At 72.2% G+C, this 12,218-nt stretch carries 11 protein-coding genes; 5 read left to right on the forward strand and 6 right to left on the reverse strand.

What is annotated here, in order from left to right; translation table 11 throughout:
- Positions 1–13: 13 nt before the first annotated feature.
- Positions 14–1,624 (reverse strand): citramalate synthase, encoded by a 1,611-nt coding sequence (gene cimA, locus ACI79C_RS14790; protein ID WP_456946415.1) that lies wholly within the window; start codon positions 1,622–1,624, stop codon positions 14–16.
- Between the two features lie 173 nt (positions 1,625–1,797).
- Here cimA and ACI79C_RS14795 point away from each other — a divergent pair, with 173 nt between their 5' ends.
- Positions 1,798–2,940 carry a DUF3500 domain-containing protein gene (locus ACI79C_RS14795; protein WP_456946416.1) on the forward strand — a complete coding sequence of 381 codons (1,143 nt, stop codon included), beginning with the start codon at positions 1,798–1,800 and terminating at the stop codon, positions 2,938–2,940.
- A 63-nt stretch (positions 2,941–3,003) separates the two neighbouring features.
- On the opposite strand, the gene ACI79C_RS14800 is transcribed toward ACI79C_RS14795, so the two are convergent.
- The 5 genes from ACI79C_RS14800 to hisD all read right to left on the reverse strand — a co-directional run bounded on the left by ACI79C_RS14800 (position 3,004) and on the right by hisD (position 8,096).
- Positions 3,004–3,885: an NAD(P)-dependent oxidoreductase gene (locus ACI79C_RS14800; protein ID WP_456946417.1), complete on the reverse strand. Its 882-nt coding sequence runs from the start codon at positions 3,883–3,885 to the stop codon at positions 3,004–3,006.
- The gene (locus tag ACI79C_RS14805; protein ID WP_456946418.1) at positions 3,882–4,568 is read right to left on the reverse strand and encodes a cyclase family protein; all 687 of its coding nucleotides are present in this window, start codon (positions 4,566–4,568) and stop codon (positions 3,882–3,884) included. Before ACI79C_RS14805 ends, ACI79C_RS14800 begins: the two co-directional genes overlap by 4 nt.
- 179 nt (positions 4,569–4,747) lie before the next feature.
- On the reverse strand, positions 4,748–5,737 hold the full coding sequence (locus ACI79C_RS14810; RefSeq protein ID WP_456946419.1) for a Gfo/Idh/MocA family protein: 990 nt from the start codon (positions 5,735–5,737) through the stop codon (positions 4,748–4,750).
- An 8-nt stretch (positions 5,738–5,745) separates the two neighbouring features.
- Positions 5,746–6,747, reverse strand: a complete 1,002-nt coding sequence (locus ACI79C_RS14815; protein ID WP_456946420.1) for an amidohydrolase family protein — start codon at positions 6,745–6,747, stop codon at positions 5,746–5,748.
- Positions 6,748–6,776: 29 nt separating this feature from the next.
- On the reverse strand, positions 6,777–8,096 hold the full coding sequence (hisD, locus tag ACI79C_RS14820) for a histidinol dehydrogenase (RefSeq protein ID WP_456946421.1): 1,320 nt from the start codon (positions 8,094–8,096) through the stop codon (positions 6,777–6,779).
- Between the two features lie 415 nt (positions 8,097–8,511).
- On the opposite strand from hisD, the gene ACI79C_RS14825 reads away from it, so the two are divergent.
- The 4 genes from ACI79C_RS14825 to ACI79C_RS14840 all read left to right on the forward strand — a co-directional run bounded on the left by ACI79C_RS14825 (position 8,512) and on the right by ACI79C_RS14840 (position 12,136).
- The gene (locus ACI79C_RS14825) at positions 8,512–9,588 is read left to right on the forward strand and encodes an ABC transporter substrate-binding protein (RefSeq protein WP_456946422.1); all 1,077 of its coding nucleotides are present in this window, start codon (positions 8,512–8,514) and stop codon (positions 9,586–9,588) included.
- Positions 9,589–9,619: 31 nt separating this feature from the next.
- Complete coding sequence (locus ACI79C_RS14830) at positions 9,620–10,474, forward strand: ABC transporter permease (protein WP_456946423.1); 855 nt, start codon at positions 9,620–9,622, stop codon at positions 10,472–10,474.
- Positions 10,471–11,289: an ABC transporter permease gene (locus tag ACI79C_RS14835; RefSeq protein WP_456946424.1), complete on the forward strand. Its 819-nt coding sequence runs from the start codon at positions 10,471–10,473 to the stop codon at positions 11,287–11,289. The genes ACI79C_RS14830 and ACI79C_RS14835 overlap by 4 nt, the downstream gene beginning before the upstream one ends.
- A gap of 82 nt (positions 11,290–11,371) precedes the next feature.
- On the forward strand, positions 11,372–12,136 hold the full coding sequence (locus ACI79C_RS14840) for an ABC transporter ATP-binding protein (RefSeq protein ID WP_456946425.1): 765 nt from the start codon (positions 11,372–11,374) through the stop codon (positions 12,134–12,136).
- The last annotated feature ends 82 nt before the right edge of the window (positions 12,137–12,218 follow it).

A 12,218-nucleotide genomic window follows, 5' to 3' on the forward strand; every position in this document is an offset into this window, starting at 1 on the left:
CGCCCGGTGCCGGTCAGACCTGCCCGGCGCGCACCGGGGCGCGGTGGCGGACGGCGTAGGTGAGCGCGTCGACCAGCGCGTGCCAGGACGCCTCGACGATGTTGTCGTGCACGCCGACGGTGGTCCACTCCCCCACCCCGTCGGTGCTGTCGATGAGCACCCGCGTGGTGGCGCTGGTGCCGCCCTTCCAGCCGAGGATGCGGACCTTGTAGTCGGCGAGCGAGACGCCGGCCAGCTGCGGGTAGCGGCTCACCAGCGCCTGCCGCAGCGCGTTGTCGAGGGCGTTGACCGGGCCGTTGCCCTCGCCGGTGCTGATGATCCGCTCGCCGTCGACGTGCACCTTGACGGTGGCCTCGCTGACCACGACGCCGTTGCCCCAGTGCTCGACCGAGGTCTTGTAGCTCTCCAGCTCGAACAGCGGCGCCGGGGCGTCGGGCAACTGGGCGCGCAGCAGCAGCTCGAAGGAGGCGTCGGCCGCCTCGAACGACCAGCCGTCGGCCTCGAGCACCTTGACCTGGTCGACGACCCGGGCGATCGCGTCGGGGTGGCCGTCGAGGTCGACGCCGAGCTCGCGGCCCTTGAGCTCCACCGACGCGCGGCCGGCCATCTCGGTCACCAGGATGCGCATGTCGTTACCGACGACCCCCGGGTCCAGGTGGTTGTACAGCTCGGGGCTGACCTTGATCGCGCTGGCGTGCAGACCGGCCTTGTGCGCGAAGGCCGAGGCGCCGACGTAGGGCTGGTGGTCGTCGGGGGCGATGTTGGCCAGCTCGGCGATCGCGTGACTGACCCGCTGCAGCTCCGGCAGGCACTCGGCCGGCACCACCGGCAGGCCCATCTTCGTCACCAGGTTCGCGACGAGGACGAAGGTGTCCGCGTTGCCGGCCCGCTCGCCGTAGCCGTTCGCCGTCCCCTGCACGTGCGTGACGCCGGCCTCCACCGCGGCCAGGCTGTTGGCCACCGCGCAGCCGGTGTCGTCCTGGCAGTGGATGCCGAGCCGGCCGCTGACCCGCGACCGGACCTCGGCGACGATCCGCCCGACGTCCATCGGCAGCATCCCGCCGTTGGTGTCGCACATGACCCCGACCTCAGCGCCGGCCCCGAACGCGGCCTCCAGCACGCGGACGCCGTGGTCCGGGTCGGCCCGGTAGCCGTCGAAGAAGTGCTCGCAGTCGAGGAACACCCGCCGGCCGTGGCCGACGAAGAACTCGACGGTGTCGCGCACCATCGCCAGGTTCTCCTCGAGCGTCGTCCGCAGCGCCTCGCGGACGTGCCGGACGTCGGACTTGGCGACCAGGCACACGACCGGCGTCTCGGCGTCGAGCAGGGCACGGACCTGCGGGTCGTCCGCCACGCGGATCCCGGCCTTGCGGGTCGCGCCGAAGGCGACCAGCTGGGCGTGGCGGAGCTTGAGCTCGGTGCGGGCACGGGCGAAGAACTCGGTGTCCTTGGGCAGCGCGCCGGGCCACCCGCCCTCGATGAAGCCCACCCCGATCTCGTCCAGCAGCCGGGCGACGGCCAGCTTGTCGGCGACCGAGTAGCTCACCCCCTCGCGCTGCGCGCCGTCGCGCAGGGTCGTGTCGAAGACGTGGAAGTCCGTGGCGGGATCGGCGTGGAGGGTCATCGGTTCTCCGGGGGCTGGTCGGCAACGGCCCGAACACGAAAAAGACCCCCCGGGAACGGGAGGTCTGCGCGCGGTCGAGAGGTGACTGCGCGCTACGGGATAATGAGCAGGCCGGTGGGGTGCATCACGACGAGTAAACCACGCCGCCCCGGCAGGTCCTACGGTCTCGGGGCATGACGACGACCGGTGAGGCGACGGCGCGGACGGCGGCCCGCGAGGTGGCCGAGGCGATGGCCGAGGCCGCCACGGCGTGGCTCGACACGCTGGACCCCGACCAGCACGAACTCGCCTCCTGGCCCGGCCCCGACGACGAGGCGGCCGAGGCCGAGCGGCTGCGCTGGTACTACACCCCCACCGACCACGGTGGCCTCCCGCTGGGCCGGCAGCGCCCCGCGCAGCAGCAACTGGCCATGCGGCTGGTCGCCAGCGGCCTGTCCACCGCCGGCTACGTCACGGTCTCCACCGTCATCGGCTGGGAGAACGTGCTCGACCACCTCGAGGGCTGGTCGGTCGACTGGGGCCGGGAGCGCGGTCGCGATCCCGGGCTGTACTACCTGCGCGTCTTCGGCACCCCCGGCGGCGACCGGCCGTGGGGCTGGCGGTTCGGCGGCCACCACGTGTCGCTGAACAACCTCGTCGTCGACGGGAGCGTCCGGTCGGTGACCCCCTGCTTCCTGGGTGCCGACCCCGCGTCCGCGCCGCTGCTCGGCGGGGCCGACCTGCGGCCGCTGGGCACGGCCGAGGACCTGGCCCGGGAGCTGGTCCGGTCGCTCCCGCCGGACCTGCGGGAGGCCGCGGTGCTGCTCGACCGGGCCCCCTCGGACATCGTCGGCGCCAACCGCCCCCGGATCGGGGAGGGCGACGAGATGCTGCAGCTGCCCGACATCTGGCGGGAGCGGTTCACCGAGCCGCGCCTGCTCGACCGGGTCACCCGCATGGCGGAGGGCGCCGAGGCCGCCAGCGGCTTCGACGCCGCCGACCACCGCCGGCTGGCGCTGACCGCCGAGCCGAGAGGGCTGTCGGCGACCGAGCTCGACGGCGAGCAGCGGGCCCTGTTGCAGACCCTGCTCGGCGCCTACGTCGGCCGGGTGCCCGACGGGCTCGCGCCGGAGGTCGACCTCGACCGCGTGCACCTGGCGTGGGCGGGCCCGCTCGAGCCCGGGGAGCCGCACTACTACCGGCTGCAGGCCCCACGGCTGCTGGTGGAGTGGGACAACACCGCCCGGGGGGCCAACCACGCGCACTCGGTGTGGCGGGACCCCCAGGCCGACTTCGGGCTCGACGTGCTCGCCGAGCACCGCCGCCGGCACCACTGAGCACCGGCGCCGGGCGCGGGAGCCGGCCGGTGTCGTCACCGGCCCGCGCCCGGGCCCGGCGGCTCACCGGGGCTCGACCGGCAGCCCCTCGATCAGCGCGGCCATGTCGACCGAGGCCGGGTCGTCGACGCGTTCGGCCGCCGTCTCCAGCGCCGCCAGGACCGCGGCCGCCAGCCGGTCGGAGACCCCGGCCGTCCCCAGCGCGGCCCGGATGAGCTGCACGTCCTTCGTCGCCCCGGGGAGGGCGAAGGACACCTCGTAGTCGCGCTCGATCATCGCCGCGCCCTTGACCCGGGCGAACGGGGCGTCCAGGTGACCGCCCTCGAGGACCCGGAAGAAGTCCCGCGGGTCGAGCCCCAGCCCCTGGGCCAGGGCCACCGACTGCGCCACGCCGGCGACGAGGGTCAGCACCCAGGCGTTGCAGGTGAGCTTGAGGCGGGTCCCGGCGCCCGCCTCCCCCACCCACAGCGTCCTGCGGCCCAACGCCTCGAACACCGGTGCCAGCCGGTCGCGCGCGTCGTCCGGACCGGAGGCGAGCAGGACCAGCGCGCCCTCCTCGGCCGGCTTGCGGGTGCCCTGGACGGGACTGTCGACCAGCACCACACCGAGCTCGCGGGCCACGGCCTGGAGCCGGTCGACGTCCTCGATGCCCACCGTCGAGCACTGCAGCCACAGGGTGCCGGCGGCCGGCGCGGCCCGGCGGACCGCGTCGACCGCCGCCCCGGCGTCGAACAGCATGGTCAGCACGACGTCGGCGCCGTCGGCGGCCTCGGCCGGGGAGCCGAGGGCCTGGGCTCCCGGGCCGGCCAGGGCCCGCGCCTTGCTGCCGTCGCGGTTCCACATCCGCACGGGGATCCCCGCGCGGACCAGCGACCGCACCATCCCGGCACCCATCGTGCCGGTGCCGAGGACGGCGACGACCGGGGTGCCCTGCGGCTCGGTCACTCGACCAGGGCCACCGCGCGGGTGGGGCCGCCGTGCGCCCCGCGGACCTTGAGCGGGAACCCGACGAAGGTGAACCGGCGGTTGACCACCTGGTCGAGGTTGGCCAGGTTCTCGTAGTGGGTGATGTGCTCCCGCCGGCACATCATGTGGATCGGGTAGGTCTTGCTCGCCGGGTTGTCCGGGGTGGGGCTGTCCACGCCGAAGGTCTTGACGCCGCGCTGGACGATCCACTCCGCCGCCGACTCCCCCAGTCCGGCGAAGTCGGTCAGGTAGCGCTTGTCGCCGGCGTAGCGGTTCCAGGTCGCGGTGTGGAACAGCACGATGTCCCCGCGCTGCACCTCGACCGGGGACTCCGACTCGATGCGGTCGAGGTCCTCGGCGGTGATGTCGGTCTGGGGCTCGAAGCCGGTGACGTCCAGGCACACCGCCGGGCCGTAGAACAGCTCCAGGGGCATCTGGTCGATGGTCTCCGCGCCGGGCGCCGGGTCCAGGTGGGAGAAGGAGTCCACGTGGGTGGGCCCGTTGTCGTTGAGGATGAAGCCGGTCGTCTGGAAGGAGAAGCCGCCCTCGAACCGTGGGGCGGTCTCCTCGTGCGTGGCGTGCTCGAACTGCACGGTCTTCAGGTGACCGGGGTAGACCTTCATCCCCTCGTAGATGTCCTGGGACAGGTCGATGATCTGCATGCGCTCTCCTCGGCACTGGGGACGGGCACTGGGGACGGGCTGTGCGGTGGTGCAGCGGTGGGACAGGGCATGGTCTCGGGCGGCCCACCGGTCCGCCATGTGGCCGGCGACACCTCGCCGGCCGGTCGTTCGTCGCCGGACCCAAGGCGGCGCGGCGTCCGCCCCGGGTCCGGCGACCGTCACCGGACCCGCTCGACCGCCCCGCTGAGCGCCGACCGGGTGATCGCCTCGAACGCGCGCACGGTGGCGCGGACCTCCGCCGGGGGGATCGGGTACTCGGCGGTGCCCGCGACCGCGGCGGCGAAACGCTCGAGGTTGTCGCGGACGGCCGGGCTGGGCGGGACGAACCGGGTGGTCGGCTCGCTGTCCCGGTGGCGGGTGGTGACGTCCCAGCCGGCCGGTGACTCCGGGTGGGCGCGGTCGCGGATCTCCATCCACCCCTCCGAGCCGAGCAGGCACATCCGCCCGATGAAGGGCGTGGTGAGGATGGCGGTGATGCTCGCGGTGGCCCCGCTGGCGAAGCCGAGGGTCACCGTGAGGGTGTCGCCGTTGCCGAACGACGTGGCGCGGGTGGCCAGTCGCGCCCACACCTCCACCGGCTCACCGAGCAACCCGACGGCGAGGTCCACGAGGTGGATGCCGGTCGCCGACAGCGGGCCGACGGGCGCCTCCACGCTCGACAGCCGCCAGTTGTCCGGGGGCAGGGCGAGGAACTTGTCCTGGCTGAAGTTGCCCTCGAACACCAGCGGCGTGCCCAGCTCGCCGGCGCGGCAGCGCTCCCGGAGCTCGACCACCGGTGGCTCGAAGCGCCGCTCGTGGCCGACGCCCAGCTGCACACCGGCCGCCGCGACGGCCGCGAGGGCCACGTCGGCGTCGGCCACGGTGGTGCTGAAGGGCTTCTCGCAGAAGACGTGCTTGCCGGCCTCGGCCGCGGCCACGATCTGCGCGGAGTGGAACCGGTGCGGCGAGCACAGGACCACGGCCTCGATCGCGGGGTCGGCCAGCGCCTCGGCGAGGTCGGCCGTCGTCGGCAGCCCCCGCGCCGCGCCGCGCTCCCGCCCGGCCGGCTCGGGGTCGACCCCCAGCACCGGCCGGACGGTCTCGCTGCCGGCCAGCTCGTCGAGGACCTTCTGTCCCCACCAGCCCAGCCCGATGACGGCGACGTCCACGGCGGGCCTCAGCCGTCCAGCTTCAGCAGCTTGGCCGCGGTCGCGCTGCGGATGAGGGTGCGGTCCTCGTCGCTGAGGCCCCGGACCCCGTCGATCTGCCCCAGCGGGTCGTAATGGCCCATGTCGAAGGGGTAGTCGGTGCCGATGACCACGTGGTCGGCCCCCATCTGCTGGACGAGGAACTCCAGGTGGACGGAGTCGAACACCAGGCAGTCGACGTAGACCTGCTTGAGGTAGGTGCTCGGTGGCCGGGTGATGTGGTGCCGGCCCTCGGGTCGCAGCTCGTAGGAGTGGTCGATCCGCGAGGAGTAGAAGGGCAGGAAGCCACCGCCGTGCACCAGGCAGAGCTTGAGCGCCGGGTGCTCCTCGAGGACCCCGCCGTGGATGATCCGGTTGATCGCCACCGTGGTGTCCAGCGGGTTCCCGATCACGTTGGTCATGTAGTACTTCTGCAGCCGCTCACCGTGGGTGAAGCCGTTCGGGTGCAGCAGGACGACGACGTCGAGCTCCTCGGCCTTGGCGAAGAAGCGCCGGAACCGCTGGTCGTCGAGGTCGAGACCGAAGACGTTGGTGTTGATCTCCACGCCGCGGAAGCCGTACTCGCGGACGCAGTGCTCGAGCTCCTCCACGGCCGACGAGACGTCCTGCAGGGGGACCGTGGCCAGCCCGACGAACCGGTCGGGGTGGTCGGCCACGATGGAGGCCAGGTTCTCGTTCTGCATCCGCGCGAGCGTCCGGCCGAGCTCGACGTCGGTCCAGTAGTAGTACTGCGGCGGCGCCACCGAGATGGCCTGGACGTCGATGCCCATGGCGTCCATGTCGGCCAGCCGGACGTCGACGTCGGTCAGCTTGGGCATGATCTCGGCGGTGTGCTTGGGCTGGTAGTCGTTGGTCTCCGCCCCTGCCCAGTACGAGAAGGGCTCGTACTGCGGCTCCATCAGGCCCTTGACGAGCTCCTGACACGCCGGGGTGAACACGTGGGCGTGGATGTCGACGGTGCGGCCGGACATGGTGTCCTCTCGGTCGGGGGGTGCGTCGGTCAGTTGACGGGGGCGTAGACGTCGGGCGCCCAGGGCAGCTCGGCCCCGGCGTACTTGGCCGCGCGGACGTCACCGGAGCGGGCGTGGCCCTCGAAGAGCTCGATCCGCGCCGCCCGGCCGCACAGCTCGCCCAGGGCGGCGCTGGCCGCGCGGTCGGTGACCTCCTGGTAGGTCACCGTCCGGAGGTACTTGCCGACCCAGAGGCCGCCGGTGTACCGGGCCGCCCCGCGCGTGGGGAGGACGTGGTTGGTGCCGATGACCTTGTCCCCGTAGGAGACGCAGGTCCCCTCCCCGAGGAACAGGGCACCGTAGTTGCGCATCTCCTGCAGGGCCCGGCGCGGCTCCTCGGTCAGGATCTGGACGTGCTCGCTGGCGAACTCGTCGGCCAGCCCGAAGGCCTCGTCCATGTCGTCCACGACGAGCACCTGACCGTGGTCCCGCCACGCCGGCCCGGCCATGTCGTTGGTCGGCATGCCGGGGAGCAGCCGCTCGACGTGCGCCATGGCCTCGCGGGCGAGGTCCTCGGAGGTGGTGATGAGGACCGCCGGTGAGTCCGGGCCGTGCTCGGCCTGGCTGAGCAGGTCGACGGCGACGACGAACGGGTCGGCGCTCTCGTCGGCGACCACGAGGATCTCGGTGGGACCGGCGAACAGGTCGATGCCGACCTCGCCGAACAGCTGCCGCTTGGCCTCGGCGACGTAGGCGTTGCCCGGGCCGGCCAGCAGGTCGACCTTGCCGATCGTCTCGGTCCCGATGGCCATCGCGGCGACGGCCTGGACCCCGCCCAGCAGGAAGATCTCGTCGGCCCCGGCCAGGTGCATGGCGGCGACGGTGGCCGCGGGGACCTGCCCGCGGATGGGCGGCGTGCACGCGGTCACCCGCTCCACGCCGGCGACCTTCGCGGTGACCACGGTCATGTGGGCCGAGGCCGTCAGCGGGTACCGGCCGCCGGGGACGTAGGCGCCGGTCGCCGCGATCGGCAGGTGCTTCTGCCCGAGGAAGACCCCCGGCTGGGTCTCCACCTCGATCTCGCGCATGGAGTCCAGCTGGTGCCGCGCGAACTCCGCGACGTTGGCCTGGACCGTCCGCAGGTCCTCCACCACCTCGCGGTCGACGCCGGAGACGATGCGCTCGATCTGCTCGGGGCCGAGTCGGAAGTCCTCGGGGGACCAGGAGTCGAACCGCTCGGAGTACTCGCGGACCGCCGCGTCCCCCCGGTCGCGGACGTCGGCGATGACGCGCGCCACCACCTCGGCCACCTCGGGTGACCCCTGCCGTGGGGCGCCGTCGGAGGCCCTCTTCTTCAGCTGCCTGATCATCGGTGTGCTCCAGGTCACGTCGGGGCCTGCATCGTGTTGTGCATACCTAGTCATGTCAAGCGGCGTCCGGGCAGTGGACCGCTCCACCGGCACCTCCCCCGGCTCCCGTGTCGGTGAAGACCCAGGTCAGGCGAGTGGTGCCGGACGTCGGTCCGGTCGGACACCTGTCCCTGCGCCGGTCCGGGGCCCGGCCTGGCTCGCGGTCCTGATCGCCGAGTGCTTGACGTATGCACACCGTGCCGTGCACAGTTCCTGCCCGTATACGTGGTCTCGGTCACACCCCGGTCCGCTCCCCCGGCCGGTAGCCCGACCGGCGCCCGAGCTCCACCGGCCGGCGGTCCCTCGCCGGCAGCACCACGAGGCGGCACCCGTGCGACGGACGCGCGACGCGTCCCCGACCAGAAGGCAGGAACCCATGGGGAACAGAGCAGGCGGCACCCGGGCCGGGAAGCTGCGCCTGGTGGCCGGCGTGGCCGCGCTGGCGGTCACCGCCACGGCCTGCGCCTCCGGCGGCGGATCCGGTCAGGCCGCTGGTGAGGCGCAGGACGCCAACGGCGTCGTGAACATGGTCATGGCCCCGGACCCGGTCTGGAAGTGGCTCGAGGACCAGGGCATCAAGCAGGAGATGGAGGAGGAGGCCGGCGTCCAGGTGCTCACCTCGTCGTCCTGGGACGAGTTCGGCGTCTACGCCGGTGGCCACGCCGACGTCATCTCCGCCGCGACCTACGAGGTCCCCGAGCTGGCGGAGGCGACCGGCGAGCCGGCCACCGTCTTCGGGGCCTACAACACCGACCGCAGCATCCTGGCCGTCCAGGCCGGCAACCCCGCGCAGACCATCTGCGACCTCAAGGGCCAGCGCATCGCGACGTTCACCGCGGTCAGCATCACGCTGATCTGGGGCATGTACGCCAAGGAGATGTGCGACCTGGACCTCCAGGCCGGCGGTGGTGACTTCGAGCTGGTCGTCACCGACATCCAGAACCTGGCCAGCCTGGTGGCGCGCGGCGACGCCGACGCCTGCCTGTGCCTGCCGGACTTCGCCATCCCCGAGCTGTCGACCAACCAGATCACGCCGCTGTACGACGCCAAGTCGGCGGCGCAGATGTGGGCCGAGAACTACAGCAGCAACCCCGACGACGTGACCCACCCGCAGACCAACGTCTTCGTCGCCCGCGAGTCGTGGGTGGAGAAGAACAAGGACGAGGCGACCTTCCTCATCTCCCTGTGGGACCGCGGCATCCAGGAGTGGCAGCAGCACCGCGACGAGATCATCGCCGCCTACCCCGAGGACTTCGCGGTCCGGACGCCGGAGGAGATGGCGTTCCTGCAGGACTGGCTCGACAACCGGTTCGACTGGTTCGTGCCCACCACGTTCCTCGACGACGAGTGGGTCCAGGGCGAGCAGGAGGTCTTCGACCTGATGCGGGAGACCGGCTTCGTCGAGGAGGGCGCCGAGGAGCCCAGCTTCACGACCCTCCAGCCGACGTCCTGACCCGGCCACACCTCCCGAGGGGGACCACTCCATGACCAACCCCGTGATCACGGAACCGCCTGTGGCGCCCGCGGTCACCTGGCAGGAGGGCGAGGCGCTCGCCCGCAAGGCGTCGGCGCGCAACAAGCGCAAGCGCCTCGCCCTCCTCGTCGCCGGGTGGGCGGCCCTGCTGCTGATCTGGCAGGTGGCCGCGTACTACCTCCCGTTCGGCACGCTGCCGAACCCGCTCGAGGTGTCCGTCGAGATGTGGGACATCGTCGCCAGCGGTGCCCTCGTGTCGGACTTCCTGGCCAGCGTCCTGAAGACCTTCGCCGGCTTCGGTGTCGCCGTCCTGATCGGTGCGCCCGTCGGGTACCTGATGGGCCGCTACAACTACTGGAGGGCGTTCTTCCACGACGGCGTGACCGTCGCCGGCACCATCCCGGCGCTCACCTACGCCGTCCTCTCGCTGATCATCTTCGGCCTCTCCAACCTCGGCCCGGTCCTCGCCGTCGCCCTGGTGTCCACGCCCTACGTCGCCATCAACGTGGCGGAGGGCATCCGGGGGGTCGACCAGTCCCTGGTGAAGATGAGCCAGGCGTTCGGGCGCTCCCCCCGGCAGATCCGCCGGGAGGTCTTCGTCCCGACGATCGTGCCGTACGTCTTCGCGGCGGTCCGCATGTCCTTCGCGGTGGCCTGGAAGGTCGAGGCCCTCACCGAGGTCTTCGGCGGCACGAACGGCGTGGGCTTCCAGATCCGCAGCGAGTACCAGTTGTTCAACATCACCGGCGTCATCGCCTGGATGGCCCTGTTCATCGTCTTCATGCTGATCATCGAGCGGCTGGTGCTCCGCAAGCTGGAGAACCGTCTCCTCGCCTGGCGACCGGAAGAGAGGGCCGCGAAGTGACCGACACCCTGGCCCCGCACACGTCCTCGCAGGAGGTCGCACGGCCCCGCCCGACGTGGCGTCGTCGGCTCCTCTCCGACCGGGCGGCGCGCATCACGTTCTACGTGGCCGCTTTCGTGCTCTGGCTCGTGCTCGCCGCGCTGTTCGAGCGGATCCCGGGGCCCGCCGCGGTCGTCGACTCGCTGGTCGAGGAGTTCCGCCGCGGGGAGGTCTTCGGCAACTTCGCCGACACCTTCTACCGGTTCGGGGTCGGCGTGGCCCTGTCGATCGTCGTCGGCGTCCTCGTGGGGGTGCTGATGGGGTTGTCCCCGATGGCGCGGGCGTTCCTGGAGAGCCCCGTCATGGTCGCCCTCTCCATCCCCGCCATCATGTGGGCCTTCCTCACCGTCATGTGGTTCGGCTTCGGGCACACCTCGCCGATCGTCACCACGTTCCTGACCGCGGTGCCGTTCATGATCGTCAACGTGGCGCAGGGCGTCTTCGGGGTGTCCCGGGACCTGCGCGACATGTCGTCCTCCTACGGCGTCCCGGTCGGCCGGCGGGTCCGGGAGCTGGTCCTGCCCGCGGTCATGGGCTACGTCATGGCCGGTATCCGGTTCGTCGTGATCATGGGCTGGAACGGCGTGCTGCTGGCCGAGTGGTTCGGCGGCTCCGGCGGCGCCGGCTACCGCGCCCGCTACTGGTACGACGCCAACCAGTTCGCCGGCTTCGCCGCGTGGGTCGTGCTCTTCGTGGGCGTGATCATCGTCCTCGACCAGCTCATCTTCGAGCGGCTGTCCCGGCGGGCGTTCCGCTGGCGGGACGCGGCGCACTGAGCCGCGGGGTGGTGCCGCGGCGCGCGGCACCACCCCTCCCTCCCCCTCCTCCCACACGCAACGACATGCGAGAGGCACGACCATGGCCGTCCTGGCAGTGAAGGACCTCTGCAAGACCTTCGGCGCCGGCACCGCACGCAGCAACCGGGTGCTGGACCACATCAACTTCGACGTCCGCGGGCAGACGTTCGTCTCGATCGTCGGCCCCTCCGGCTCCGGCAAGAGCACCCTGCTCAACATCATCTCCGGCGTGGAACCGCACACCTCGGGGGAGCTCCAGCTCACCAGCGACGAGGGGAGGCCCGCGCGGCTCGGCTACGTGTTCCAGGACGCGCGGCTGCTCCCCTGGCGCACCGTCCGCCAGAACATGCTCTACGTCCAGGACAAGGACGACGAGGAGACCAGGCGCCGGGTCGACAAGTACCTGGAGATGGTGGGCCTCGCCAAGCACGCGGACTTCTACCCCGGCCAGCTCTCCGGCGGCATGCAGCAGCGCGTCGGCATCGCCCGGGCGTTCGCGGTCGAGCCCGACCTGCTGATCATGGACGAGCCGTTCAGCCACCTGGACGCGATCACCGCCCGCGAGCTCCGGGCCCAGCTGCAGGACATCTGGGCCCGGACCAAGAAGACCGTCGTGTTCGTGACCCACGACGTCGTGGAGGCCGTCGAGCTCTCCGACCGGATCATCGTGCTGCAGCCCGGTGGCCGGATCTTCGAGGAGATCACCGTCGACCTGCCCCACCCCCGCCGTCAGTCCGACCCCGCGGTGGCGACCCTGCAGGCCCAGGTCCTCGCGCGGCTGGAGAACATGAAGGCGCTGACGCCGCAGGTGGCCGCGGCCACCTGAGCCGCGTCCCGGACGCCGGCGGGGGGGGGGGGGGGGGGGGGGGGGGGGGGGGGGGGGGGGGGGGGGGGGGGGGGGGGGGGGG

Source organism: Geodermatophilus sp. SYSU D00697, assembly GCF_054050175.1.

Coding starts and splice junctions, on each gene's coding strand:
- cimA (WP_456946415.1), bottom strand. CDS start 1,624: ATGACCCTCCACGCCGATCCCGCCACGGACTTCCACGTCTTCGACACG.
- ACI79C_RS14795 (WP_456946416.1), top strand. CDS start 1,798: ATGACGACGACCGGTGAGGCGACGGCGCGGACGGCGGCCCGCGAGGTG.
- ACI79C_RS14805 (WP_456946418.1), bottom strand. CDS start 4,568: ATGCAGATCATCGACCTGTCCCAGGACATCTACGAGGGGATGAAGGTC.
- ACI79C_RS14815 (WP_456946420.1), bottom strand. CDS start 6,747: ATGTCCGGCCGCACCGTCGACATCCACGCCCACGTGTTCACCCCGGCG.
- hisD (WP_456946421.1), bottom strand. CDS start 8,096: ATGATCAGGCAGCTGAAGAAGAGGGCCTCCGACGGCGCCCCACGGCAG.
- ACI79C_RS14825 (WP_456946422.1), top strand. CDS start 8,512: ATGGGGAACAGAGCAGGCGGCACCCGGGCCGGGAAGCTGCGCCTGGTG.
- ACI79C_RS14830 (WP_456946423.1), top strand. CDS start 9,620: ATGACCAACCCCGTGATCACGGAACCGCCTGTGGCGCCCGCGGTCACC.
- ACI79C_RS14840 (WP_456946425.1), top strand. CDS start 11,372: ATGGCCGTCCTGGCAGTGAAGGACCTCTGCAAGACCTTCGGCGCCGGC.